24 protein-coding genes, 1 riboswitch and 1 other annotated feature are annotated in these 24,865 nt (G+C 42.2%); of the genes, 18 read left to right on the top strand and 6 right to left on the bottom strand.

What is annotated here, in order from left to right; all coding sequences use genetic code 11:
• Positions 1–69: 69 nt before the first annotated feature.
• A riboswitch (purine riboswitch) is annotated at positions 70–171 on the top strand.
• A 92-nt stretch (positions 172–263) separates the two neighbouring features.
• Complete coding sequence (locus tag MKZ02_RS20890; RefSeq protein WP_340856048.1) at positions 264–1,556, top strand: NCS2 family permease; 1,293 nt, start codon at positions 264–266, stop codon at positions 1,554–1,556.
• A 45-nt stretch (positions 1,557–1,601) separates the two neighbouring features.
• Here MKZ02_RS20890 and MKZ02_RS20885 read toward each other — a convergent pair whose 3' ends face one another.
• On the bottom strand, positions 1,602–2,021 hold the full coding sequence (locus MKZ02_RS20885; RefSeq protein ID WP_120036419.1) for a hypothetical protein: 420 nt from the start codon (positions 2,019–2,021) through the stop codon (positions 1,602–1,604).
• Positions 2,022–2,160: 139 nt separating this feature from the next.
• Positions 2,161–2,466, bottom strand: coding sequence for an ArsR/SmtB family transcription factor (locus tag MKZ02_RS20880; RefSeq protein ID WP_120036420.1), 306 nt, complete (start codon positions 2,464–2,466; stop codon positions 2,161–2,163).
• Positions 2,467–2,665: 199 nt separating this feature from the next.
• Between MKZ02_RS20880 and MKZ02_RS20875 the strand changes: the two genes are divergently transcribed.
• The 12 genes from MKZ02_RS20875 (at position 2,666) to fumC (ending at position 18,581) form a co-directional block, all read left to right on the top strand.
• On the top strand, positions 2,666–3,901 hold the full coding sequence (locus tag MKZ02_RS20875; protein WP_340856045.1) for a dicarboxylate/amino acid:cation symporter: 1,236 nt from the start codon (positions 2,666–2,668) through the stop codon (positions 3,899–3,901).
• Between the two features lie 121 nt (positions 3,902–4,022).
• Positions 4,023–4,193, top strand: coding sequence for a twin-arginine translocase TatA/TatE family subunit (gene tatA, locus MKZ02_RS20870; RefSeq protein ID WP_120036422.1), 171 nt, complete (start codon positions 4,023–4,025; stop codon positions 4,191–4,193).
• A gap of 325 nt (positions 4,194–4,518) precedes the next feature.
• Positions 4,519–6,474: a transglycosylase domain-containing protein gene (locus MKZ02_RS20865; protein ID WP_340856043.1), complete on the top strand. Its 1,956-nt coding sequence runs from the start codon at positions 4,519–4,521 to the stop codon at positions 6,472–6,474.
• A 440-nt stretch (positions 6,475–6,914) separates the two neighbouring features.
• Complete coding sequence (gene ilvD, locus MKZ02_RS20860; RefSeq protein WP_120036424.1) at positions 6,915–8,579, top strand: dihydroxy-acid dehydratase; 1,665 nt, start codon at positions 6,915–6,917, stop codon at positions 8,577–8,579.
• Positions 8,580–8,581: 2 nt separating this feature from the next.
• Positions 8,582–8,834, top strand: a binding site (T-box leader).
• Between the two features lie 113 nt (positions 8,835–8,947).
• Complete coding sequence (gene ilvB / locus MKZ02_RS20855; RefSeq protein ID WP_120036425.1) at positions 8,948–10,666, top strand: acetolactate synthase large subunit; 1,719 nt, start codon at positions 8,948–8,950, stop codon at positions 10,664–10,666.
• Positions 10,663–11,184 carry an acetolactate synthase small subunit gene (gene ilvN, locus MKZ02_RS20850; RefSeq protein ID WP_120036426.1) on the top strand — a complete coding sequence of 174 codons (522 nt, stop codon included), beginning with the start codon at positions 10,663–10,665 and terminating at the stop codon, positions 11,182–11,184. The genes ilvB and ilvN overlap by 4 nt, the downstream gene beginning before the upstream one ends.
• 28 nt (positions 11,185–11,212) lie before the next feature.
• Positions 11,213–12,238: a ketol-acid reductoisomerase gene (gene ilvC / locus MKZ02_RS20845; protein ID WP_120036427.1), complete on the top strand. Its 1,026-nt coding sequence runs from the start codon at positions 11,213–11,215 to the stop codon at positions 12,236–12,238.
• Entirely contained in the window at positions 12,225–13,772 is a 1,548-nt protein-coding gene (locus tag MKZ02_RS20840; RefSeq protein ID WP_120036428.1) for a 2-isopropylmalate synthase, read from the top strand. Before ilvC ends, MKZ02_RS20840 begins: the two co-directional genes overlap by 14 nt.
• Before the next feature lie 18 nt (positions 13,773–13,790).
• Positions 13,791–14,900, top strand: coding sequence for a 3-isopropylmalate dehydrogenase (gene leuB, locus MKZ02_RS20835; protein WP_120036429.1), 1,110 nt, complete (start codon positions 13,791–13,793; stop codon positions 14,898–14,900).
• A 160-nt stretch (positions 14,901–15,060) separates the two neighbouring features.
• Positions 15,061–16,473: a 3-isopropylmalate dehydratase large subunit gene (leuC, locus tag MKZ02_RS20830; protein WP_120036430.1), complete on the top strand. Its 1,413-nt coding sequence runs from the start codon at positions 15,061–15,063 to the stop codon at positions 16,471–16,473.
• Positions 16,474–16,485: 12 nt separating this feature from the next.
• Complete coding sequence (gene leuD, locus MKZ02_RS20825) at positions 16,486–17,079, top strand: 3-isopropylmalate dehydratase small subunit (RefSeq protein WP_120036431.1); 594 nt, start codon at positions 16,486–16,488, stop codon at positions 17,077–17,079.
• A gap of 128 nt (positions 17,080–17,207) precedes the next feature.
• Entirely contained in the window at positions 17,208–18,581 is a 1,374-nt protein-coding gene (gene fumC, locus MKZ02_RS20820; protein WP_120036432.1) for a class II fumarate hydratase, read from the top strand.
• A gap of 64 nt (positions 18,582–18,645) precedes the next feature.
• Here the strand turns inward: fumC and MKZ02_RS20815 are convergent, their stop codons facing one another.
• Positions 18,646–18,852: an alpha/beta-type small acid-soluble spore protein gene (locus MKZ02_RS20815; protein ID WP_120036433.1), complete on the bottom strand. Its 207-nt coding sequence runs from the start codon at positions 18,850–18,852 to the stop codon at positions 18,646–18,648.
• A gap of 288 nt (positions 18,853–19,140) precedes the next feature.
• Between MKZ02_RS20815 and MKZ02_RS20810 the strand changes: the two genes are divergently transcribed.
• Positions 19,141–19,401, top strand: a complete 261-nt coding sequence (locus tag MKZ02_RS20810; protein WP_120036434.1) for a metal-sensitive transcriptional regulator — start codon at positions 19,141–19,143, stop codon at positions 19,399–19,401.
• A gap of 79 nt (positions 19,402–19,480) precedes the next feature.
• Here MKZ02_RS20810 and MKZ02_RS20805 read toward each other — a convergent pair whose 3' ends face one another.
• Together MKZ02_RS20805 and MKZ02_RS20800 are read right to left on the bottom strand one after the other, a co-directional pair.
• Positions 19,481–19,675 carry a hypothetical protein gene (locus MKZ02_RS20805; protein WP_340856482.1) on the bottom strand — a complete coding sequence of 65 codons (195 nt, stop codon included), beginning with the start codon at positions 19,673–19,675 and terminating at the stop codon, positions 19,481–19,483.
• A gap of 63 nt (positions 19,676–19,738) precedes the next feature.
• Positions 19,739–19,951, bottom strand: coding sequence for a YheE family protein (locus MKZ02_RS20800; protein WP_120036436.1), 213 nt, complete (start codon positions 19,949–19,951; stop codon positions 19,739–19,741).
• Positions 19,952–20,062: 111 nt separating this feature from the next.
• On the opposite strand from MKZ02_RS20800, the gene MKZ02_RS20795 reads away from it, so the two are divergent.
• The 4 genes from MKZ02_RS20795 to MKZ02_RS20780 all read left to right on the top strand — a co-directional run bounded on the left by MKZ02_RS20795 (position 20,063) and on the right by MKZ02_RS20780 (position 24,268).
• A complete protein-coding gene (locus tag MKZ02_RS20795; protein ID WP_340856031.1) occupies positions 20,063–21,214 on the top strand; it encodes a DUF445 domain-containing protein in 1,152 nt (383 codons plus the stop codon).
• Between the two features lie 66 nt (positions 21,215–21,280).
• Entirely contained in the window at positions 21,281–21,640 is a 360-nt protein-coding gene (locus MKZ02_RS20790) for a YlbF family regulator (protein WP_120036438.1), read from the top strand.
• A gap of 161 nt (positions 21,641–21,801) precedes the next feature.
• Positions 21,802–22,665, top strand: coding sequence for an HAD hydrolase family protein (locus MKZ02_RS20785; RefSeq protein ID WP_182917095.1), 864 nt, complete (start codon positions 21,802–21,804; stop codon positions 22,663–22,665).
• Positions 22,666–22,777: 112 nt separating this feature from the next.
• Positions 22,778–24,268 carry a coproporphyrinogen III oxidase gene (locus MKZ02_RS20780; RefSeq protein WP_445324341.1) on the top strand — a complete coding sequence of 497 codons (1,491 nt, stop codon included), beginning with the start codon at positions 22,778–22,780 and terminating at the stop codon, positions 24,266–24,268.
• Positions 24,269–24,624: 356 nt separating this feature from the next.
• On the opposite strand, the gene MKZ02_RS20775 is transcribed toward MKZ02_RS20780, so the two are convergent.
• The gene (locus MKZ02_RS20775) at positions 24,625–24,807 is read right to left on the bottom strand and encodes a YhzD family protein (RefSeq protein WP_120036440.1); all 183 of its coding nucleotides are present in this window, start codon (positions 24,805–24,807) and stop codon (positions 24,625–24,627) included.
• Positions 24,808–24,865: the final 58 nt, after the last annotated feature.

Here is a 24,865-nt window from a genome sequence, read left to right as displayed (position 1 = left end):
AATAAACAGATGATTGCGAATATAAGAAGGTGAATTTACTTGTTATTTGCATTTTGATATAATTCTCGCAATTGAATGAAATAAATCCTTTGTATATGTTCAAGAATAAGGCTTGAACGTTTCTACCAGGCTGCCGTAAATAGCCTGACTACAAGGGGTAGCAACCTTACGTTTACTTAATTTGCTATCCCCCTTGTCAGCCGGCAGCTTCCGTTTTAGACGGAAGTTTTTTTATTGAAATCCATATAGCGGGGGAGCACACAATGAAACATTTTTTTGCTTTTCAAGAACGGGGAACGACGTATAAGCAAGAAACATTAGCCGGTATTACAACTTTTTTGTCCATGGCTTATATTCTCGTCGTTAACCCGATCATTTTAAGTCAGTCCGGAATGGATAAGGGAGCTATTTTTACAGCTACTGCCTTATCAGCTATTATCGGTTCTTTATTAATTGGGCTATTGGCTAATTACCCGATTGGCATAGCACCGAGCATGGGATTAAACACATTTTTTACATTTTCAGTCTGCATTGGCATGGGAATTCCCTGGCAAACAGCATTGACAGGCGTGTTTATTTCAGGTGTTTTGTTCGTTATTTTAAGTTTGTTAAAAATCCGTGAAGCGATTATTAATGTTATCCCGGAGGACCTGAAGCATGCTATTGCTGGCGGTCTCGGATTTTTCGTTGCCTTTATCGGTTTGAAAAATGCTGGCATCATTATAGCAAATGAGGGCACGTTTATCGGTATTGGCGATTTGCATTCACCAGAAGTATTGCTGTCGATATTTGGTTTTATCATAACAGTAATTATGATGGTACGAGGCATCGGTGGAGCCATCTTCTATGGTATGGCCATTGCTACAGTTGTTGGCATGCTGGTCGGGTTAATCCGTGTTCCTGGAGAAGTAATTGGAGCTATCCCAAGCCTGACTCCTACTTTTGGTGTTGTTTTCTCTAATTTGCACAGTATCTTTACACCGGAGATGCTCGCGGTTATTTTTACCTTCCTCTTTGTTGCTTTTTTTGATACAGCTGGGGCGCTTATTGCGATTGCCAGTCAAGCGGGACTAGTGAAGGACAATAAAATTCCAAACGCTGGGAAGGCATTGTTAGCTGACTCTTCCTCAACTGTTGTCGGCGCTGTTCTTGGAACCTCTACTACAGCGGCGATGGTCGAATCAAGCGCCGGCATTGCGGTAGGAGGGAGAACAGGTTTTACTTCTATTGTCATCTCTGCTTTATTTGCTGTTGCCTTATTCTTTTCTCCGCTGCTGTCCGTTATCACGGCAGAAGTAACAGCGCCGGCACTCATTATAGTGGGCTCTTTAATGGCAACACAGATCAAGAATATTCGTTGGGACCGGCCAGAGATTACTATTCCTGCCTTTGTGACGATTATTATGATGCCGCTCACTTCAAGTGTTGCTAGTGGGATTGCTCTTGGATTTATTCTTTATCCGATTACGATGATTGCGAAGGGACAGGCAAAAGAAATCCATCCACTGCTCTATGTTCTCTTTGTAGCTTTTCTTGCTTATTTTATATATTTGTAAAAAACTAAGCCTCTTTACCATTAGAATCTAATCAGGTAAAGAGGCTTAGTTTAATTCATTCGTTAAATTCTTTACATGCTCCGCTAGCTCATCGCATACGATTTGATAAGCTGCCCATTTCTCTGTGGAGTCATCATAATGTTCCGGATTTGGGATATCCCAACGAAGGACCTTCTTTTTAGGAGCAAGTGAAAGGTCAGGCTCCCGATCGTGCTTAAAATCATAGATGTTCACGATCAGATCAGCTTTTGTGATCAAGTGAGGCGCGACTAGTTTTAATTCTTTGTCTGTAATATCTATATTAACTTCTTTCATTGCCTCAATTAACAATTCATTTTCCGAGCTTTCGATAAAGGACGCGCTCACAAAGTTTAGTGAAGGATCGTCTAGCTTAGAGGCCCATCCTGCAGCCATGATGCTTAGGTCATTTGATGTAGAAAGAAATAATATGTTTTTGTTATCCATTATTCAAGCCCCTTTGCCGTCGTTTCTATTTCTTTTTTACCCCCTTTTTCTAAAAATATGCCTAAATGTCAAAAAAATTAGTAAGCGAGTAACCGAAAGATATAGGACTAATGGAATATTTCGTTAAACGGTAATCTTTCTAATGATGTTTGGCATGCTCGATAGCTTGGAATAAAAGGTCAATGACATGTTCATCATCGTGTGAATAAAACAAGGTGGTGCCTTCACGCCGGTACTTAACAAGCCGCAAGTTTTTTAAAAAGCGGAGCTGATGTGAGACGGTGGATTGGAGCAGCGATAATCTTTCAGCAATATCATTTACCGAGTGTTCCCCAGTAAAAAGCAAGTTTAGAATTCGAAGCCTTGTAGGGTCTGATAAAGCTTTAAAGGTTTGTGACACAATAAATAAGGTTTCTTCATCTAGTTCGATGTTCTTCTTTTTCATAGCTTTCCTCCAGAGGCAGTTTAATCTTATCGTATCAAATAACTAAAACAACTGTCATGAAGTAAAGCAAGTAAGACGGCGTTTGAGTGTAAGGAAATTGAGGTAAATGTAATCATATTGAATATTTTTGTATTTTTTGAAATTGTCAGTTATGATGGAATTTGTGACTGATTATTGAATTTGGGGAGGGAGAACGGGGATGAAACTTACTGGGAAAATTATTATTGCTTTAATTGCCGGTGCTGTAGTAGGGCTGCTACTCAATATATTCGCACCCAATGCCTACGATGTATTAGATCCTTATTTTTTTACTCCGCTTGGCCGCATTTTTCTTAACCTCATTAGCATGCTCGTCGTACCAATCGTATTCTTATCTATTATTCTGGGAGCTGCGGGTCTTGGAGATCCGAAAAAGTTAGGCAGGATTGGATTGAAAACGATTTCTTATTTTTTAATTACTACTACAATCGCTATTATTATCGGATTAATTATCGCCGGTGTAGTAGAGCCTGGTAAGGCAGGAGAGTTTGACGTGAAAAATGCAGAGTTTTCTGCTGAAAAAGCTCCTCCTGTCGGGGAAACTCTGTTGAATATCATTCCGAAAAATCCGCTTGAGGCCATGACACAAGGCAACATGCTGCAAATTATTACATTTGCTCTTTTTATTGGTCTGGCTTTAACGGCTTTAGGTGAAAAAACAAAGGGCCTGCTGAAATTAGTGGAGCAGGGCAATGATCTTATGATGTATCTTGTCAGCTTTGTGATGAAATTTGCTCCGTATGGTACTTTCGGGTTGATTGCTTCGGCTATTGGAAGCCAGGGCTGGGACGCTATCCGGGCAATGGGCATTTATATGGTTTGTGTGCTTGCTTCCTTGTTTATTCATGGAGTTTTAACTTACGGCGGGACCATTTTATTTCTTGCCAGAAAAAGCCCTCTATGGTTTTTCAAAAACTTTGCCCCGGCAATGAGTGTCGCTTTCAGCACATCAAGCAGTAATGCCACACTTCCCATTTCCATGGAAGTAGCGCAAAACCGTTTGAATGTGCCAAAGTCCGTTAGTTCTTTTGTCCAGCCGCTCGGTGCAACCATCAACATGGACGGGACAGCGATTATGCAGGGGGTTGCAACACTATTTATTGCACAAGTATACAGTATTGATTTAACAGTGGGTGAACTGGCTACTGTAGTACTCACTGCTGTTTTAGCTAGTATTGGAACAGCCGGTGTGCCAGGTGTCGGCCTGATTATGCTTGCCATGGTGTTAAGCAGTGTTGGCTTGCCGGTAGAAGGGATTGGCTTGATTCTAGGAATCGACCGTATCCTGGATATGACACGGACAGCTATCAATATTTCTGGGGATGCAGCTTGTGCAGTTTATGTAGCAGAAACGGAGAAAAAGAGAACCATTAAGGAACAGCGGGCAGGCGCCTAAAAAGGGGACATAACAGGCATGTCAAAAAAGGGACATTTGCTTGTTTGGTGTTTTACATTTTTTTTTCTTATTGTATAATAGCGCTATTAACAGCTTGCAAAGCAAAAGGAGATAATTGTATATGAATCTCGGTTTCGGAGAAATAGCTCTTATTCTTATTGTTGCCTTATTGCTTTTTGGCCCTTCCAAACTTCCGCAGCTCGGTAAAGCAGCCGGACAGACGCTGCATGAATTTAAGCGTGGCATGAAAGGTATTATGGAGGATGAAGACGAAGAGAAAAAATTGAAATAAACAAACGATAAAAGCTGACGGTTTTTGACCGTTAGCTTTTTCTTTATCATTTTATCCTTAGCCACTGCAGTAAGCGGTGTAATTTTTTGAAGGAAAGTAAATAAGTTGCTTTTATTGCCAAAAAAGGAAGCAAAAAAGCGCTGTTTTGCTGATATTTAGCTGAAGATTGGCGATTTAGGGCCTATCAGGTATAATAAAGCTCTGGTTGTGTCTGAGAAGCTTATTGTTGGAGAAGATAAAGTAAGGGAGAGGGCACAATCAAATTGCACTCTTAGCTTAAAGGCAGAGAGGAATTTTGCTCATTCAGGAGGCAAGAAACAGAAGTATGAATGCGATTAGCAGATTTATCAAAAATTTGTGGAGAAAGTTTCATTTAACACAAATTATGATTTTAGTCATGGCGGTTATGATTTTAGGCGGCCTTGGATTTATCGTTTATTTTATGAAGTCAGCGGATGTGGAAACGTTAAAGAAGGGGTTGTCGCAATCAACTACTCTTTACGATATGAACGGAGATAAAGCGAGCAAGCTATCGGCTAACCGCTCAGATAGCGTGCCAATTGCCAAAATGCCAAAGTATTTACAGGATGCTGTTGTATCGATTGAAGATCACCGTTTTTATGAGCACAATGGCTTTGATTTAAAAGGGATGAGCCGGGCACTCGTTAAAAATACGTTTTCCGGAGGTGTCGTGCAAGGGGGAAGCACGATTACGCAGCAGTTGACTAAGAATGCCTTGTTATCACCGGAGCAAACGTATAAGCGGAAAGTAGAAGAATTATTCCTCGCTATTGAAATTGAAAAAGTTTACACCAAAAAAGAAATATTGGAAATGTATTTAAATACGATTTATTTTGGTAGCGGAGCATGGGGAGTTCAAAATGCATCGAAAAAGTATTTTGGAAAGGATGTCAACGAGCTAAAGCTTAGTGAGTCTGCTATGCTGGCGGGAATTATCAAAGCGCCATCTGTACTTGATCCCTATAAGAATATGGATAAGTCTATCGCCCGCAGAAATGTCGTGCTCAGTCAAATGGCGAAGTATGGTTACATTACAGATGAAGAAGCGGAAAGAGCCAAACAGGCGCGCCCAGATCTTGAGGATAGAAGCGGTGATCCGTTGAAAGGAAAGTATCCGTATTATACTGATTCAGTGATCAACGAAGCGATTAACCGCTTTGGCTTGACTCAGAATGATCTGTTAACCAAAGGATATAAAATTTATACTGCAATGGATCAGGAAGTACAATCTGGACTTGAGCAGGTATATAAAAAAGATTGGCTATTTCCTGACTCAGTCAATGGAGAGCCATCTCAAAGTGCAGCCGTCTTGCTTGATCCAAAGACAGGCGGAGTGATGGCGATCGTTGGAAAACGGGGAGAACACGTATTTAGAGGGTTCAACTATGCTACACAAATGCAATCTTCTCCAGGCTCGACATTAAAGCCGCTTGTTGTGTACACGCCTGCTCTTGAGGAAGGCTATGAGCCAACATCCATGCTGCCTGATGAACCGATGAAATTCGGAGACTATGAGCCAACCAACTATGGAGGCGTTTATCGGGGAGAAGTAACAATGAATAAAGCAGTGGAGAAATCCATTAACATACCTACTGTTTGGCTTCTTGATCAAATTGGATTGTCGAAGGGATTAAATGCACTGGAACGGTTCGGAATTCCGTTTGAAAAAAGCGATGAGAACTTATCGATTGCGTTAGGCGGTATGACCAAAGGAGTAGCTCCTTTGCATATTGCTCAAGCGTATACAACCTTCCCAAATGGAGGAGTGCGCAAAGACAGTTTCTTTATTCAAAAGATTATTGGTCCGGAAGGCGAAATTAAACCAAAATGGACGCCGAAGGAAACAAAAGTGACGACAAAAGAAGTGGCGGATAACATCAATGCGATGCTTCTAAATGTGGTTAAGCATGGTTCTGGAAAGAAAGCGAGAGTGCCAGGAACTGAGCTGGCAGGTAAAACAGGATCTACTCAGGTGCCAATTAAAGGGGTAAGTGGGACGAAAGATCAGTGGTTTGTCGGCTATACACCGGATGTGGTAGGTACCGTATGGATTGGCGTAGAAAAGGCAAGTGAAAGTAATCATCTTGCTACCAATAGCTCCGAGGGAGCGGTTCCTCTGTTCAAGGAAATTATGGAGGAAACCCTTCCAGAACTTGACGGCACTTCTTTTGATGTGGAATCCATTGAGGAAGAAAAGCCAAAGGAAAAAGAGAAAAACTGGTTTGATAAAGCGATAGATAAGTGGAATGAATTATTTTAATAAAGCTTCCCTGGAGCCGTTTATGATGGACTCTGGGGAAGTTTTTTATTTAGTATATTGAACGTCATGAAAAGAAAAAGGCTAAAAATGTTCAGAATAGGTATTACATTAGAAATAGACAAAAATCAATAAAAAAAATTACGAATTTTTTTTGAAAAAACAAAAAGCGATGATATCAGCTTTGTAAGCGATTGCATCTTCGGCGCGCTAGAAATTAATAGTTTTAATTGTCTAAAAATTTATTAAAAGGTGTTGACCTGCAAGAAAAAGCAGGATATGATTGACCACAACATAAACTTAATTTTCAGATTTGAATGATAAATAAGTAATGAAATATTGAGACGAAAAGCCGGCGTTTCTTTTGGCCTACAGTCTACTTTTAAAACAGATCACATTCATCTTAGCAACCTATGCAGCTAGAGAACACCTGGAGGGATACTATGCGCAGCGACATGATAAAGAAGGGGATTGATCGTGCCCCTCACCGAAGCTTGCTTTATGCAGCTGGAGTAAAAACAGAAGATCTTCATAAGCCTTTTATCGGGGTGTGTAATTCTTATATTGATATTATCCCGGGCCATGTACATTTAAACAAATTTGCGGAAGTCGTTAAAGAAGCGATTCGCGAAGCCGGAGGGGTTCCTTTCGAGTTTAATACGATTGGGGTAGACGACGGTATTGCCATGGGCCACATTGGAATGAGGTATTCACTGCCGAGCAGGGAGTTGATTGCTGACGCTGCCGAAACAGTTATTAACGCCCACTGGTTTGACGGAGTATTCTACATTCCTAACTGTGACAAAATTACTCCCGGCATGTTAATGGCAGCTGCCAGAACGAATGTCCCTTCTGTTTTTGTTTCCGGCGGACCCATGGAGGGCGGGAAGACAAGTACTGGAAAACATCTCTCTCTCGTTTCTGTTTTTGAGGGGGTCGGGGCTCACCGTTCAGGGAAGATGTCAGCCGAAGAGCTGCTTGAAATTGAAAACAATGCTTGTCCAACATGCGGGTCATGTTCAGGAATGTTCACAGCCAACTCGATGAACTCCTTAATGGAAATGCTCGGTATGACACCGCCAGGAAATGCTACAATCGTAGCTACCTCAACAGAGCGTCACAAATTAATTAAACAGGCTGCTCATCACTTAATGGATTTAATTAAAAATGATATTAAGCCAAGAGATATTATTACAAAAGAAGCCATTGATGATGCATTTGCGCTTGACATGGCGATGGGCGGTTCAACGAATACGGTTCTTCACACGCTTGCTATTGCCCACGAAGCAGAGATTGATTACGACTTGAAACGAATCAATGAAATTGCTAAAAAGGTGCCATACTTAGCTAAAATTAGTCCGGCCTCTGATTATACAATGCAGGATGTTCACGAGGCGGGAGGCATTAGTGCCATTATTAATGAACTTTGCCGCATCGATGCTTTAAATAAAGAACGTATCACGATTACAGGAAAATCTGTTTACGAGAATGTAAAAGATGCAGAAATTACGAATGAAGCAGTCATTCGCAGAAGCGATAATCCTTATAGCCCGGTTGGTGGACTATCCATCCTGTTCGGGAACCTAGCCCCGGACGGCGGAGTCATTAAAGTTGGAGCTGTTGATCCTTCCATTAAGACATTTATGGGAGAAGCGATTGTCTTTGACTCTCAGGAAGAAGCTCAGGAAGGCATTGATAACGGCACAGTAAGAGAAGGACATGTCGTCGTCATTCGCTACGAAGGTCCTAAAGGAGGACCGGGAATGCCTGAAATGCTTGCTCCAACATCAGCCATCGCAGGCCGTGGTCTTGATAAAAAAGTAGCATTAATAACAGATGGAAGATTTTCAGGAGCTTCCAGAGGAATCTCTATCGGCCATATTTCACCAGAGGCCGCTGAAGCAGGACCAATTGCCTTCGTTGAAAATGGAGATCAAATTATTATTGATTTACCAAATAGAACCATCAATGTAGTTTTAACAGAGGAAGAGCTGGCTGAAAGAAAGAGAAACTGGGTGCAGCCAGAGCCAAAAATTAAAAAAGGCTATTTAGCAAGATATTCAAAGCTGGTTACTTCTGCAAACACAGGCGGAGTTATGAAAATTTAATCACTAAAGCGTTGACGAGGAAAAAGTTGTAAGAAACGGTATTCACAGAGAGCCGGCGGGGCTGAGAGCCGGCATACCCCTTACAGCGACATCCCCTCTGAGTGCCGGTCTGAACGGGGACAATTAGGATCGGTCGAGTATCATTTACTCGTTATCAAAAAGGACAATTATTTTAAATTGTCCACGAGGTGACATTTGTGAAAATGTCATAAACCAGGGTGGTACCGTGAAAAGAAAAGTCTTTTCACCCCTGCGCTTAACAGATTAGTAGGCGTGAGGGTGTAAAGACTTTTCTTTTTGTTTTTTTACTTAAAGAGCCCAAAATCACTCTTGCGATTTAGGAAAACAACAATTTGGAGGGAAATTGCATGAATGCAAAAGTAAAAACAAAAGCCAAACCGTTGACTCAGGCCATGAGTGGAGCAGATCTCTTTATTGAAGCATTGAAGAAAGAAGAAGTCGAAGTTGTGTTTGGCTATCCGGGGGGAGCTGTCCTGCCACTATATGACGCCTTGTATAGAAACCCCATTCGGCACATTTTAGCGAGACATGAGCAGGCTGCTATTCATGCAGCTGAGGGCTATGCCAGAGTATCAGGAAAGCCCGGAGTCGTCATTGCTACTTCTGGACCAGGAGCAACGAACCTTGTGACAGGTATTACAGACGCCATGATGGATTCTCTTCCTCTTGTTGTCTTCACAGGACAGGTAGCAACAGGGGTTATTGGAACAGACGCTTTCCAGGAGGCGGATGTGATCGGAATCACTATGCCAATCACAAAACATAACTATCAAGTGCGTGACTTGAAAGAATTGCCAAGAATTGTTCGAGAAGCTTTTCATATTGCAACAACCGGCCGCCCTGGTCCCGTTTTAATCGATATTCCGAAAGATATAGCTACAACATTAGGCGAAACCCCTAAATTCGTAACGGAAGTTAATTTGCCAGGCTATCAGCCAAACACTGCGCCTAATATTTTACAGATTAAAAAGCTTGCAGATGCGATTGCTCAAGCGAAAAAGCCGCTTATTTTAGCTGGTGCAGGAGTCATTCATGCTCATGCTTCAGAACAGCTGCTTTCCCTTGCAGAAGAAATGAATATTCCGGTAGTTAATACCCTTCTCGGACTTGGTTCGTTTCCAGCAGATCACCCATTATTCTTAGGGATGGGCGGTATGCATGGAACATATGCAGCCAACATGGCGATGTATGAAGCAGACTTGTTGATCAACATAGGTGCCAGGTTCGACGATCGGTTAACCGGTAATTTACAGCACTTTGCGCCTGAAGCCATAGTAGCCCATATTGACATTGATCCAGCAGAAATCGGTAAAAACGTGGACACCCATATTCCAATCGTAGCCGATGCAAAAGAAGCTCTGGAGAAACTGCTTGAAACGGACTTAATTGCACCAGATGCCAATGAATGGAGATTGCAGCTGAAAGAATCCCAAAAAGAGTTTCCGCTTTGGCATTCTGAAGAGGGGGAAGGTATTTCTCCTCAGCAATTAACGAAAATGATTCATGAAATTACAAATGGCGAGGCGATTGTCACAACAGACGTTGGCCAGCATCAAATGTGGACTGCACAGTATTACGGGTTCAACCGTCCAAACCGATGGGTGACATCAGGTGGTCTTGGAACAATGGGATTCGGCTTCCCGGCTGCCATTGGTGCGCAAATTGCCTGTCCGGAAGAAACGGTTGTTGCGATCGCCGGAGATGCTGGCTTCCAGATGACTTTACAAGAATTGGCTCTTGTTGCTGAGTTGAACTTGCCAGTCAAAATTATGGTATATAACAACCAGGCGCTAGGGATGGTTAGACAATGGCAGGAAGCCTTCTATGAAGAAAGATATTCGCAGTCGTTAATTCCATGCCAGCCAGACTTTGTAAAACTGGCTCAAGCTTATGGAATTAAGGGCTACTCTGTTACAACAGAAGAAGAAGCGGAAAGCGTATTAAATGAAACATTAAACAGCCGCGAGCCAGTCCTAATCGATTGCCGGATTAAACCGAAAGAGCTAGTATGCCCGATGATTGCACCAGGCAAAGGACTTCATGAGATGATTGGGGTGAAACCATGAAACGCACAGTTACTGTAACCGTACTTAACCAAAGCGGTGTATTGAATAGAATTACCGGGTTGTTTACAAAACGGCAATTCAATATTGAAAGCATCACAGTCGGGCCTACAGAAACAGAAGGCATTTCCAAAATGACATTTATCGTTCACGTAGAAGATGAACGGACAGCTGAGCAGGTGTTAAAGCAGCTGAATAAGCAAGTAGATGTTTTAAAGGTTTCTGATATCACTGATCAGGCCGTTGTATCAAGAGAACTCGCTTTAATTAAAGTTCTCACTACTCCGCAAACCCGAGCTGAGATCAATGTGATTATTGAACCTTTCCGAGCCACAATTATTGATGTGGCTAAGGATAGTGTAACCATCCAAGTTGTTGGAAACTTCGAAAAAATAGAAGCGATGATCGAATTGCTTCGCCCTTATGGCATCAAAGAGTTGTCGCGTACAGGCCAAACGGCTTTAACGCGTGGCTCACAAAAACAGGTAACAGATTTGAAGCAATATTCAATCTTAAAATAAACAAACAAAATTTTGGAGGATGATGAAAATGGCAAAAGTATATTATAACGGAGATATCAACGAGGCAGTTTTAGCAAATAAAAAGGTAGCAATCATTGGATATGGTTCACAAGGACATGCGCATGCACAAAACCTACGTGAAAGCGGCGTAGATGTAGTTGTTGGTTTAAGACCAGGAAAGTCTTGGGATCAAGCAGAAAAAGATGGATTTGATGTTAAATCAGTTCGCCAAGCAAGTGCAGAGGCAGATTTAATCATGATTCTTCTTCCGGATGAATACCAAACAGCTGTTTATAAAAATGAAATTGAGCCTGAATTGAATGCAGGAAAAGCATTGGCATTCGCTCATGGCTTCAACGTTCACTTCAATCAGATCGTTCCACCGGCAGACGTAGACGTATTCTTGGCTGCCCCTAAAGGACCTGGTCATTTAGTGCGCCGCACATACACAGAAGGAGCGGGTGTACCAGGATTAATCGCTATCTACCAGGATGTGACAGGTGAGGCGAAAGACATTGCTCTTGCTTATGCGAAAGGTATTGGTTCTGCTCGTGCAGGTGTATTGGAAACTACTTTCCAAGAAGAAACAGAAACGGATTTATTCGGTGAGCAAGCCGTTCTTTGTGGAGGCGTATCTGCTCTTGTCAAAGCTGGATTTGAAACATTAGTAGAAGCGGGATATCAGCCAGAGGTTGCCTACTTTGAGTGCTTGCATGAACTGAAATTAATCGTTGACTTAATGTACGAGGGCGGCCTTGAAGAAATGAGATATTCTATTTCTGATACAGCACAATGGGGCGACTTTGTATCAGGTCCACGCGTAATCACTGATGAAACGAAAGCTCGTATGGGAGAAGTGCTGAAAGATATCCAAACTGGTAAATTCGCAAAAGGCTGGCTGCTTGAAAACCAATTAAACCGTCCTGAATTTACAGCAATCAATGAACGTGAAAAACAACATCCAATTGAAGTAGTAGGAAGAGAACTTCGTGCGATGATGCCATTTGTAAAAAAACAATCCAAGAAGGAAGTGTCAGCCGGTGCGAAAGGTTGAGATCTTTGACACAACGTTAAGAGATGGGGAACAGACAGCTGGTGTTAACTTAAACACTCTTGAAAAGTTAGAGATTGCCAAGCAGCTGGAAAGACTTGGGGTCGATGTCATTGAAGCGGGCTTTCCAGCCGCTTCAAAAGGCGACCTTGAAGCGGTTAAGCTGATTGCGAATACTGTGAAAAATAGTTCAGTTACTGGCCTTGCTCGTGCTCATCAAAAAGATATTGATGCAGCCTGGGAAGCACTAAAAGAGTCAGCGGAACCACGCATTCACGTCTTTTTAGCTACTTCACCTATTCATCGCGAATATAAGTTAAAAATGTCAAAAGATGAAGTTGTTGAAAGAGCGGTAGCAGCCGTTAAGTATGCGAAAGCAAAGTTTCCGAAAGTGCAGTTTTCCGCTGAAGATGCCTGCCGTACAGAACCAGAATTTTTGGCTCGTGTAACAGAGGCTGCCATTGAAGCCGGTGCGACAATTATTAATATCCCGGATACCGTCGGCTATATCACACCAAAAGAAATTAAAGAACTATTTATGTACTTAAAAAGCCACGTATCAAATATCGATCAAGCTATTTTGTCTGCTCATTGCCATGATGATCTCGGCATGGCAACAGCAAACTCATTAGCAGCCATCGAAGGAGGAGCCGGTCAAGTTGAAGGCACCATCAATGGAATCGGTGAGCGTGCTGGTAACGTAGCGCTTGAAGAAGTGGCTGTTGCTCTTCATATCCGTAATGATTTTTACGGTGCGACTACCAACTTGAAGTTAAATGAAATTAAGCGTACGAGCAGCCTCGTATCCAAGTTAACAGGCATGATCGTTCCTGCCAATAAAGCGGTTATTGGCGACAACGCTTTTGCTCATGAATCAGGCATCCATCAGGATGGCGTATTGAAAGAAAAAACGACTTATGAAATTATCACACCAGAGCTAATCGGTGTGAAGTCCAATAAACTCGTTCTTGGCAAGCTTTCTGGTCGTCATGCCTTTAAGAATAAAGCAATCGACCTCGGCTTTGATTTAACAGAAGAAAGATTAAACGAAGCATTTCGAGCATTTAAAGATTTGGCAGACAAGAAGAAGGAAATCACGGATGAAGATCTCTTCTCCATTCTTGCTGATAAACAAACAGAAGCAGTCGATGTTAGTCATTACGAGTTGAATAGCATTCAAGTTCAATATGGCACAGAAAATATTCCAACAGCTACTATTTCTGCTACGCTTCCAAACGGCATGCAAGTGACAGAGGCGGCCACTGGTTCAGGAAGCGTTGAAGCGATTTATAATACGCTTGAACGTTTGCTGGATGAACCGGTTAAACTGCACGATTACAAAATTAATTCAGTCAGTGCTGGTCGTGATGCTCTTGCTGAAGTGTATGTGCGCATTAAGCATAAAGGCATTGAAACGAGTGGGCGAGGTACAGCACAAGACGTTCTCGAAGCTTCTGCACGGGCTTATCTAAATGCTGTTAATCGGGTATTGACGTTAGAAGCACAGCAGTCAGAAGTACAGAAAGTACACATTTGATGTAACGGAGGGGTTAACGTGAAAAAGAACATTGCAGTATTGCCTGGAGACGGAGTCGGCCGGGAAGTGGTGAAAGGGGCCACTGCCGTGTTAGAAGCAGTCGGTCAAAGATTTGGCCATGAATTTGAATTTGAATATGCGAACATTGGCGGTGCAGCCATCGATGAATCAAATAATCCTCTCCCAAATGAAACATTGGAGCTTTGTAAGCAAAGTGATGCCGTATTTTTGGGAGCGGTAGGAGGGCCAAAGTGGGATAACTTGCCTTCTCATATACGTCCGGAGCGTGGATTGCTCGCAATCCGCAAAGAGCTTGGTTTGTTCGCTAATCTTCGCCCGGTTATTGGCTTTCACAGCTTGCTGCACTCTTCACCACTCAAGCCCGAAATTGCAGAAAATGTGAACTTGATGATTGTACGTGAGCTGACTGGCGGATTATATTTTGGAAAGCCAAGCGAACGGCGCGGGACGAATCAAGATTCCGTTGTTGATACGCTGCAATATACAAGAGCAGAAATTGAGCGAATTGTAGACAAAGCGTTTGAGCTTGCTGTGATCCGCAACAAAAAACTTACTTCCGTCGACAAAGCGAATGTACTGGAATCAAGCCGGATGTGGCGTGAGATCGTTAATGAAAAAGCCGCTTTGTATCCGCAGGTAGAAGTAGAACATATGTATGTTGACGCTGCGGCGATGAAGTTGATCAGCCGTCCGAAAGATTTTGATGTGGTAGTAACGGAAAATTTATTTGGCGATATTTTAAGTGACGAAGCTTCTATGATCACTGGCTCACTTGGAATGCTGCCATCAGCGAGCTTGACGGAAGACGGCTTTGGCTTGTACGAGCCAGTTCATGGTTCGGCGCCTGATATTGCCGGCTTTAATAAAGCTAATCCAATGGCAATGATTCTTTCAGCAGCTTTAATGCTGAAGTACTCATTCAATTTGCGTGAAGAAGCAGAATCAATTGAGCAGGCAGTTCAAGAAGTATTGAATGCCGGTTACCGGACGCCTGACCTTCAAGCTGCTGGAAGCACAGTTGTGGGCACAGAACAAATGATTAAGATTATTGTTCAGCATGTAGAAGAAGGTTCAGCTATTTCTTCGATTATGGGCGCTTATATGTAATGTAAAAATCAATGGATGTTATCAAAGAGGATTCCGTTTTTTCCGCGAGGAGATTGGAATCCCTCTTTTTTCAAAAAGGTTCTGTTAACTAGTTGATGGGAGTGAAAACCAGCAACCAATTATAACAGATTCTTAAAAAAAGACAGTGGGGGGCTGTTTTATGGCACCAAAAACAATTATTGAAAAGATATGGGAACAGCATGTAGTACACAGAGAAGAGGGAAAACCGGATCTTTTATATATTGATCTTCACTTAGTGCACGAAGTTACCTCTCCGCAAGCATTTGAAGGCCTGCGTATGAATAACCGCAAAGTGCGTCGTCCGGACTTAACGTATGCTACGATGGATCATAATGTTCCGACGATTAACCGCCACATTATCAATGATCCAATTTCAAAAACACAAATGACTACTCTTGAGAAAAACTGTAAAGAGTTTGGGATTGAATTAGCCGATATTCATCATCCTGATCAAGGGATCGTCCATGTTATTGGGCCAGAACTTGGTTTAACACAACCGGGAAAAACGATTGTATGCGGCGATAGTCATACTTCTACACATGGTGCTTTCGGTGCTCTATCGTTTGGTATCGGTACAAGTGAAGTAGAACATGTACTTGCTACGCAAACTCTTTGGCAATCCCGCCCTAAAACTTTACAAATTAAAGTAACAGGAAAGCTTGGTTTTGGAGTAACAGCAAAAGACTTAATCCTGGCTGTTATTGCAAAATACGGTGTGAATGCAGGGACAGGCTATATTATGGAATATACAGGCGAAGCGATTCGCAATTTGTCCATGGAAGAAAGAATGACTGTCTGCAACATGTCTATTGAAGCAGGAGCACGTGCTGGGTTGATTAGTCCAGACGAGAAAACGATTGAATACTTGCGGGGGCGCCGCTATGTTCCTCAAGGAGAAGCGTTTGAAAAAGCCGCAGAACGCTGGCTGGCACTCGCAACAGATGAGGGAGCAGAGTATGATGTAACGCTTGAAATTGCTGGAGAAGAGATTGAACCGCAAGTAACCTGGGGAACAAATCCTTCAATGGGTAGTGGCATTAGCGCTTCTGTGCCTCATCCTGAGCAGTTTGAACGCCAGGCAGATCGTGAATCAGTTGCCCGGGCATTAGATTATATGGGGCTTGAGGCTGGCACAAAGCTGGAGGATATTCCTGTAGATTACGTATTTATTGGTTCTTGTACAAACTCGCGGCTCAGTGATTTACGGGCAGCTGCCGAGGTAGCGAAAGGAAGAAAAGTTCAGGAAGGAATTACGGCTATTGTTGTCCCTGGATCGCAAACAGTGAAACAAGTCGCAGAAGCAGAAGGCTTAGATAAAATTTTTACCGAGGCCGGGTTTGAATGGCGCGAGTCAGGCTGTAGCATGTGTCTGGCGATGAATGATGATATCGTTCCAGCCGGCAAACGTTGTGCGTCTACCTCAAACCGCAACTTTGAGGGACGTCAGGGCAATGGTTCAAAAACACACTTAGTGAGCCCGTCGATGGCAGCAGCGGCAGCAGTCACTGGAAAGTTTACCGACGTGCGCAAATTAGCTAAAGTGCATCAATAAGGGGGAAGAAGAATGGAAGCAATCAATAAATTTAACGGCATTGTCTGCCCTCTCAACCGTGTAAATATTGATACGGATCAAATTATTCCGAAACAGTTTTTAAAGCGGATTGAACGGCAGGGCTTTGGCCAGTTCTTGTTTCATCATTGGCGTTTTGATGATGCAGGAAATAAAAGAGAAGACTTCATCATGAATCAAATGCAATATGAAAATGCAGAAATTCTAGTAGCAGGAGAGAACTTCGGCTGCGGCTCTTCCCGTGAACATGCTCCGTGGGCGCTTCTTGATTATGGTTTCCGAGTCGTTATTGCTCCTAGCTTCGCCGATATTTTCTATAATAACTGTGTGAAAAACGGTATTTTGGCGATTCGCCTCACTGAAGAGGAAGTAAGTGAAATTATGGAAAAGGCAAAAGAGCCAGGCTATCGCTTGTTCATCAATTTAAAAGAACAGGATATTACTGATCGCAAAGGATTTACAGCTGAGTTTAATATCGATCCTTACTGGAAGGAAATGCTATTAAACGGTTGGGATGAGATTGCTGTTACACTCAATCTTGATCATGAGATCAGCAACTATGAGAAAAAAATCGAAGGTGTTAGTTAACATTTCAAGAGAGACTGTGGCGTGCTGCAGTCTTTTTTTATATTTTACTCATCCATGGAATTTAAAGGAATGATTTGCTTATAAAGAGGGAAAAGTGATACAGGAGTATGAGATGAGGAGGTATGGAAGTGGAATTTAGAATAGAACGCGACACACTTGGTGAAATGAAGGTGCCATCTGATAAATATTGGGGAGCACAAACACAGCGCAGCAAAGAGAATTTCCCAATAGGAACTGAAAGAATGCCGATTGAAGTAACACATGCATTTGCCCAGCTGAAGAAAGCTGCCGCTATCGCTAATGGGCAGCTAGGAAAGCTACCTGACGAAAAAAAAGAAGCGATTGTCGATGCTTGTGATGAAATTATCCAGGGCAAGTGGGATACACATTTCCCGCTCGTTGTCTGGCAGACAGGAAGCGGCACACAGTCTAACATGAATGTGAACGAAGTAGTCGCCAGAAGAGGAAGTGAAATTGCCGGAAAAGAGCATTTCATCCATCCGAATGACGATGTGAATATGTCGCAAAGCTCTAATGATACGTTCCCAACGGCTATGCACATCGCTGCTTACCATGAGACAGAGCAACACCTTAAGCCAGCGCTCAAACAGTTTAGGAAAACACTTGAGCAGAAAGAAAAGCAATATATGGATTTAATTAAAATAGGACGTACTCATTTACAAGACGCAACCCCGTTAACACTCGGTCAAGAAATCTCTGGCTGGCGTGCGATGATTGATCGCAGCATGGAAATGATTGAGCAGTCACAGCAGTACTTGCTTAACTTGGCAATTGGCGGTACAGCAGTAGGCACAGGGATCAATGCGGATCCTTCATTCGGCGGCAAAGTAGCTGAACAGCTTGAAAAGCAAATGGGATATCCATTCCAATCATCGCCAAATAAGTTTCACGCGCTTACGAGTCATGATGAGCTTGTTTATTTTCACGGAGCATTAAAGGCTCTGGCAGCCGATATGATGAAAATTGCCAATGATGTACGCTGGCTCGCAAGCGGTCCGCGCAGCGGCATTGGAGAGCTTACTATTCCGGCTAATGAACCGGGCAGCTCGATAATGCCAGGAAAAGTGAATCCGACACAGAGCGAGGCAATCACCATGGTAGCTGCCCAAATATTTGGCAATGATGCTACTATAGGGTTTGCTGCCAGCCAAGGGAATTTTGAGCTCAATGTTTTCAAACCAGTGATCATCTATAATACACTACAATCCATTCGGCTTCTTGCTGACGGTATTCAGTCGTTTGATCAACGATGTGCGTCTGGACTCGAAGCGAACAGGGAAGTGATTCAGCAGCTAATGGAACGGTCACTGATGTTAGTGACAGCCCTTAATCCGCATATTGGCTATGAAAAAGCCGCAGAGATTGCTAAGCTGGCACATAAAAAAGGATTAACCCTAAAAGAAGCGGCTATTGAAACAGGGTATTTAACGGCCGAGCAGTATGACGAATGGATTGATCCTGCTAAAATGGTCAATCTATAAAGAAGCAGAAGAGCCCCTGAGAATTCAGGGGCTCAAGCCAATTGTATGAAGTTGTAAAACTAACTTATCGTTGTTGGAAGCCGCTCATTTGTTGTTGAGCCATTGCTACAAGACGCTTTGTGATTTCTCCACCTACAGAACCGTTAGAACGAGATGTAGAATCTGCGCCAAGTTGTACGCCGAACTCAGAAGCGATTTCGAATTTCATTTGATCGATAGCTTGTTGAGCTCCTGCAACTAGAAGTTGGTTGTTATTGCTGTTGTTTGCCATGTTTTGTCATCTCCTGTTGTTTTTATTTTGGCTGGACCTCCTGGACTTGCACCAGTACGCATTACTGCGTCCAGACTATCTGGTTAGGTCCACCGGTTTGAAATGTTGCTGCTTGTAGTACTAGTATGTTTGGTTTTAAAAAGTTTATTCAAAAATATTATATGGGAATTTATACCTGTTTTATTTAGCGTTTGAAAGGTGTTTTCTGAATCAGTATGCTATACTGATGATACATATTTCATGTGAAATTAAATGGTATTAGATAGGAGAAAATGAGGTGCAGGGATCATGGAATACAACCGCGATATAAAAAATCGTCTCAGCCGAATTGAAGGACAAATAAGAGGCGTGATCAAAATGATGGAAGAAGATAAGCATTGCAAAGAAGTGGTTACTCAACTGTCGGCTATCCGCTCAGCTGTAGATCGTTCCATCGGATTGGTTGTTGCCAAAAACTTAGAAAGCTGTATTAGAGAAGCAAACGAGAATGGGCAAAATGCAGAAGAGGCGATTCAAGAAGCTGTTAATATGATCGTAAAAAGCAGATAAAGCTGTCCGAACGTGCCAGACTCCTAAACAGAATGACTGCAGGTGTCCGGCACGCGCAGGACAGCTTTTTTAATGATTTTTATTCAGTTGGAGGTGTTTCTTCCGGAAAAGGTGCGGCTTCCTCAATATTGGCAGTGATCGCATCATCTCTCATATGGACGGAGCCTCCAGATAGCCCCTCATTAATCATTCTGTCAATATCTACATCTGTTTGATCTTTTCCTTCAGGCTGCATATCAGGCAAAAAAGAAAGGCCTTTGTGTTTTGGATCCACTGCTTACCCCCTCCTTTATCATAATATGTACGCAAAAGAAAGGGGGTATTCCGGCAATTTAAGTTAATTGTCGTATACATGATAAAGCATTAGATCATGTATTTGTTGTTCTAGTTGTTTGCGCTCAGTTTCTTCAGGGACCGTTGAAAGCCATTCAATCGTCCCATCTGGAAGATAATTTCCTAGCAGACGCTGTTTTTTGTGATAAAAAGAAAAGTTCCAGCCGGGCAGTTTTTTTTCTTTATAAAGCGGTTTATATTGAAAATGCAGCAACATGTTTTTCACCCCTTTCTTCATCATACTGCAGCTGAACAAGGACGACAATATTTGCTAATTTTTGCGAATTGCCATTATAATGAAAGAGCCGGCTTAGCTGGTGATGAATGAATGGCAGGTGAACAGCGCATGAATTTATTTACATTAATTGTTTTTATGGTTGTGATCGGAGCCGCGATTGGAGCAATCACGAATGCTATTGCTATCCGAATGCTTTTTCGCCCTTATGAAGCTAAATATATCGGCAAGTGGAAATTACCATTTACACCGGGATTAATCCCTAAACGAAGAGGGGAGCTTGCCCGCCAAATTGGCAAGACCGTAGAAGAGCATCTGCTTACACCAGAGAGTATCGAGCGCAAGTTAAATGAACCAGACTTTCGTCGAGATGTAACTGTTATGCTGCAGAAAGAGGTCAAGCCATTGCTTGCTGCTGACCAGACAGTCGCGGAAATTTTGGAGAAGCTTCATTTTAAGGAGGCTGAACAAAGAACCGAGCGCTGGATTGAGAGCTGGATAGACGATAAATATAACGGTATTAAGAATTTCTATCTTCACCAAACGGTTAGAGAATCATTGCCAGCAGAATGGCTCGACACTGCAGAAGAAAAAATCCCTGATATCTCCCGTTATATTTTAACGAAAGGCATTGATTATTTTTCTGGCTTTGAAGGAAAATGGCGAGTTAAAAGAATGACGGATGACTTTCTGGCTGAATGGGGAAAATTTGGCAGCATGCTGCAAATGATCTTAGGCAACACGTCGCTTGAGGACAAGATCCAGCCAGAAATAGTGAAATTTTTAAGCAGCCCAGGAACGAAAGACTTACTGAACACCCTGTTGTCAAAAGAGTGGGAGAAATTGCTTGACTGGAAATGGGAGGACGTCTTTCAACAATTTCCTGATGAAAAAGCCCTGGCGAAAGGAAAGAGCTTTATTTTACGCCAGTTAGATGTGCCTTCTTTATTTCAAAAGCCAGTTGCAGCTTTTTTACAGCCTTTTGAAGAGAAGATCATAAGCGAAGTTATTCCTTCCCTCGTGGAAAAGGCAGGATCAATTGTTGCAACACGCATACCGGTCATTATGCAAAAACTACGGATCGGTGATATTGTTCGTGAGCAAGTAGAGACTTTTTCTCTTCAACGCCTTGAACAGCTCGTATTGGATATTGCCCGCAGTGAGTTAAAGATGATTACTCTCCTAGGAGGCGTGCTTGGAGGGGCCATCGGTCTAATTCAAGGACTTGTGGTTGGTTTGTTTTAGGAAAGTCTCGCGAACTTTTGCATAGTTTGTTAGAGTGAAGTTATGTCGATCATCAAGGAGGAAAAAATGGCTGTAAATTTATATGATCTCGCATATGAAATGGAGAAGTCACTGCGTGAAAGTCCAGAATACACTGCACTGAGAAAATTATACGAAGAGGTAAATGCAAATGAAGAAGCAAGAGGAATCTTCGAAAATTTTCGTAATGTGCAGATGAGATTACAAGAGAAGCAAATGACGGGCCAAGATATTACTGAAGAAGAGGTACAGCAGGCTCAGAAGACTATGGCACTCGTTCAGCAGCATGGGCTCATCTCGAAATTGATGGAGGCTGAGCAAAGAATGAGCGTGGCTATTGCTGATATCAATAAAATCATCATGAAGCCGCTTGAAGAAATGTATGGTACGGTCGAAAATAATTTTTAAAGCTTTTAAGTGCCAGTCATCTTCCCTAGAGAAGATGACTGGCACTTTTTTTCTGTTTCTTGCTCTTTAGGAGGCAATAAAGAGGAGTTTTTAAAGCCTTGTTCTAAAGCCTGTTTCCTCTTCATAATTTTTAAAAAGGACAACGTGAGGGGGGAATGGAAATGGCTTACCGTTTATTAGCAATTAATATAGATGCATTTGCCGGCCAAAATAAAGGGCGGATAACAAGGTCCACAAAGGATGCAATTCATTATGCCCGCAAGAAAAAAGTATCGGTTTGTTTTTACTCCAACCGCGAATTGCCGTTTGTAAAGAAAACGGCAAAGTCTTTAATCCCGGAAAGCTGTTTGATTGCTCATAACGGGGCTTATATAGCTTCTGAGCTTGATAAGCCTGTTTATATTCAGCGGGTAAATGAAGAATCCACGCATGAAATGGTTCAATTTCTAGAGTCATTTGACTGCCGGATCACATTGTCGACTGAAAAATTTTCTGTCAGCAATAAAGGGAGAATGCCAGCGACGTTAGTCAAGCGCAGCATGTGGCAGCGCACTCAAAAGTTTCTTTACTCCCAATACTTCGTTAATTCCTTATCTGACCATTTATTTGAGGAGCCGATTTCACCTTTGTCCATTCAGGTCACTTTCTTTAAATTTGGAGAAAGAGACGAGGTATGGCAGGCATTGAAAAATATGTTCAACGAAGTATCTTTTCTTAAGAAAGGAACAGATCAAATCGAAATCACTGCTTTCGGAGTGACGAAATGGAACAGCATTTTATATTTGGCAGAAAGAATGATGATTCGCCGCTCGGAAATCGCTGTTATCGGTGTGGATGAAGATGATGAAGAGGTCGTAAGAGAAGCAGGCATCGGAATCGTTATGGGTGACGCACCGGAAAATGTTAAGCAAGCAGCTGACTGGATCACAAGGACAAAAGAAGATGACGGGATTGCTTATGTGATTAAAGAATTGCTTAGACATCAAAGAAGAAGCGCAGAGGAAGAAGTGAATAAATTCGATTAAGCGGCGAAACCATGCCGCTTTTTTTCATGATTTGTTTTAGTAAACTCTGTCTTGACCACAGGATAATGGATTCAGTATGCTAAGGGAAGGAAAAAGAGAAAGGTGAATGATCGTGTTAATTTATATAAAAGGATTGGAAGATGAACGCTTTGTACGTCCACTTCAATTGATCGCTAACTTATTTTTTGAGGAAACAGAAATTTGTATGAATGAGCACCCTGATCAGGAACTCGTTGTTAAAATTGATTTGACCTACGAGAAGGAACAAATTGTTTCCTCAGCAGTTTTGCTAGCAGGCAAGCAAGAATACCGAGCAAGCTACGGGAAGGCTGTAACAGCTGATGATGAGAAGGAGCGTTTTAAGCAAGTAAAGAATATCGTCTCTCATGTGTTTCTCCATGTGCTTCAGGACTATACGAAAATCACACAAAAATGGGGCATTTTAACAGGGATGAGACCGACAAAGCTGCTTCATAAGCAACACCAGGCTGGCGTACCGGCAGAAGAATCGCGCCGAAAGCTTCAAGAAGAATATATGATTACTGAAGAGAAAGTTCAATTAATGGAGAGAATCCTCGACCGTCAGCTTACGATGGTTCCAGACTTATATAAGGTAAAAGACGAAGTCAGCATTTATATTGGCATTCCATTTTGCCCGACAAAATGTGCCTATTGTACGTTTCCGGCCTATGCCATTCAAGGAAAGCAGGGGAGAGTATCCTCTTTTCTGAGCGGGCTTCATTATGAAATGGAGCAGATTGGTCGATGGCTGCGAGAGAAAGGCGTTAAAATTACCACTGTTTATTATGGCGGGGGGACACCAACAGCTATTACGGCAGAGGAAATGGATGAGTTATATGAATTGATGTATGATGTGTTTCCGGACGTGCATAACATCCGGGAAATCACAGTAGAGGCGGGGCGTCCAGACACGATTACTCCGGAAAAATTGGACGTATTGAAAAAATGGAACATTGATCGCATTAGTATTAACCCGCAATCCTACACTCAAGAAACATTAAAAGCCATTGGCCGTCACCATACTGTCGAAGAAACGATTGATAAGTACCATCTGGCAAGAGAGCACGGGATGAACAATATAAACATGGACTTAATCATCGGTCTTCCTGGAGAAGGCACCGCTGAGTTCGCACATTCTCTTGCTGAAACAGAAAAGCTGATGCCAGAATCTTTAACCGTTCATACCCTTTCATTTAAACGTGCTTCTGAAATGACGCTTAATAAAGATAAGTACAAAGTGGCAGATCGCACAGAAGTAGAAAAAATGATGAATATGGCAGAGGAATGGACGGAGGAACATGACTATGTTCCTTACTACTTGTACCGTCAAAAAAATATTCTTGGGAATTTGGAGAATGTTGGCTATTCAAAGCCGGGGCAGGAAAGCATTTATAATATTATGATCATGGAAGAAGTACAAACCATTATTGGTATCGGATGCGGAGCAGCGAGCAAGTTTATTGACCGGGAGACAGGGAAGATTGAACACTTTGCAAATCCCAAAGATCCTAAAACCTATAATGAACGTTTTGCAGAGTACACGGAAAAGAAAATTAATAAATTGGATAAATTATTTTCATAATTGTTCAGATGTTATACGACTCAGGTGTATTTAAAAGAACCGCTAACTTTTAAATAAAAAGACTTTATACCATTTAGCAATAACAAATGGTATAAAGTCTTTTCCTTTTGTTTAACTCACTTGGATAATAGGGTGTGTCATCCGAAAGCTTCTCTTACGGCAGTAGTACGCTTCATTCGTTTATTTATATTTTATGGCTGAGACGAAACGAAAAAGGTCCTGTGGTTATACCATTTGGAAGGGTGGAGGTCTTTCATTGTGCTAGATAAAAGAGAGAAGAGCAAGCTTTGGGGACAGGAGGAGAGCGTAAAAGGAAGATAAGCTGCTTCAGCTGTGTCTGAGCAGCTTATTGATTTTTACACATGAAATAAAACGAGCTTGCCAAACGGTGAGGTGCAGCGGTGGGTATAGTCTTCATACGCATGCTGCTGAAGCAGCTGTTGCCCTCGTTCTTTTGCTTCTTCATCGTTCTGGGCCTCAAACGATTGGTCGAGTAACTTTTCCCCATTTTTTTCAAAGACCGTTAATTTATAAACCATCTTTTCCCCTCCCTATAGTTGCTTCCTATTTATTGTACACAAATTTAGAACTTTTCAA

The sequence above is a fragment of the Pseudobacillus sp. FSL P4-0506 genome (assembly GCF_038003025.1).
In the GTDB taxonomy this organism is placed as follows: Bacteria; Bacillota; Bacilli; order Bacillales; family Domibacillaceae; genus Pseudobacillus.
The sequence above is the reverse complement of the archived record's forward strand: the minus strand, read 5'-3'. Positions and strand labels throughout refer to the sequence as shown.

What these genes read in the sequence shown, in the direction of transcription:
- MKZ02_RS20890 (WP_340856048.1), top strand. Translation starts at nt 264, where the DNA reads ATGAAACATTTTTTTGCTTTTCAAGAACGGGGAACGACGTATAAGCAA.
- MKZ02_RS20885 (WP_120036419.1), bottom strand. Translation starts at nt 2,021, where the DNA reads ATGGATAACAAAAACATATTATTTCTTTCTACATCAAATGACCTAAGC.
- MKZ02_RS20880 (WP_120036420.1), bottom strand. Translation starts at nt 2,466, where the DNA reads ATGAAAAAGAAGAACATCGAACTAGATGAAGAAACCTTATTTATTGTG.
- MKZ02_RS20875 (WP_340856045.1), top strand. Translation starts at nt 2,666, where the DNA reads ATGAAACTTACTGGGAAAATTATTATTGCTTTAATTGCCGGTGCTGTA.
- tatA (WP_120036422.1), top strand. Translation starts at nt 4,023, where the DNA reads ATGAATCTCGGTTTCGGAGAAATAGCTCTTATTCTTATTGTTGCCTTA.
- MKZ02_RS20865 (WP_340856043.1), top strand. Translation starts at nt 4,519, where the DNA reads ATGAATGCGATTAGCAGATTTATCAAAAATTTGTGGAGAAAGTTTCAT.
- ilvD (WP_120036424.1), top strand. Translation starts at nt 6,915, where the DNA reads ATGCGCAGCGACATGATAAAGAAGGGGATTGATCGTGCCCCTCACCGA.
- ilvB (WP_120036425.1), top strand. Translation starts at nt 8,948, where the DNA reads ATGAATGCAAAAGTAAAAACAAAAGCCAAACCGTTGACTCAGGCCATG.
- ilvN (WP_120036426.1), top strand. Translation starts at nt 10,663, where the DNA reads ATGAAACGCACAGTTACTGTAACCGTACTTAACCAAAGCGGTGTATTG.
- ilvC (WP_120036427.1), top strand. Translation starts at nt 11,213, where the DNA reads ATGGCAAAAGTATATTATAACGGAGATATCAACGAGGCAGTTTTAGCA.
- leuC (WP_120036430.1), top strand. Translation starts at nt 15,061, where the DNA reads ATGGCACCAAAAACAATTATTGAAAAGATATGGGAACAGCATGTAGTA.
- leuD (WP_120036431.1), top strand. Translation starts at nt 16,486, where the DNA reads ATGGAAGCAATCAATAAATTTAACGGCATTGTCTGCCCTCTCAACCGT.
- MKZ02_RS20815 (WP_120036433.1), bottom strand. Translation starts at nt 18,852, where the DNA reads ATGGCAAACAACAGCAATAACAACCAACTTCTAGTTGCAGGAGCTCAA.
- MKZ02_RS20810 (WP_120036434.1), top strand. Translation starts at nt 19,141, where the DNA reads ATGGAATACAACCGCGATATAAAAAATCGTCTCAGCCGAATTGAAGGA.
- MKZ02_RS20800 (WP_120036436.1), bottom strand. Translation starts at nt 19,951, where the DNA reads ATGTTGCTGCATTTTCAATATAAACCGCTTTATAAAGAAAAAAAACTG.
- MKZ02_RS20795 (WP_340856031.1), top strand. Translation starts at nt 20,063, where the DNA reads ATGGCAGGTGAACAGCGCATGAATTTATTTACATTAATTGTTTTTATG.
- MKZ02_RS20790 (WP_120036438.1), top strand. Translation starts at nt 21,281, where the DNA reads ATGGCTGTAAATTTATATGATCTCGCATATGAAATGGAGAAGTCACTG.
- MKZ02_RS20785 (WP_182917095.1), top strand. Translation starts at nt 21,802, where the DNA reads ATGGCTTACCGTTTATTAGCAATTAATATAGATGCATTTGCCGGCCAA.
- MKZ02_RS20775 (WP_120036440.1), bottom strand. Translation starts at nt 24,807, where the DNA reads ATGGTTTATAAATTAACGGTCTTTGAAAAAAATGGGGAAAAGTTACTC.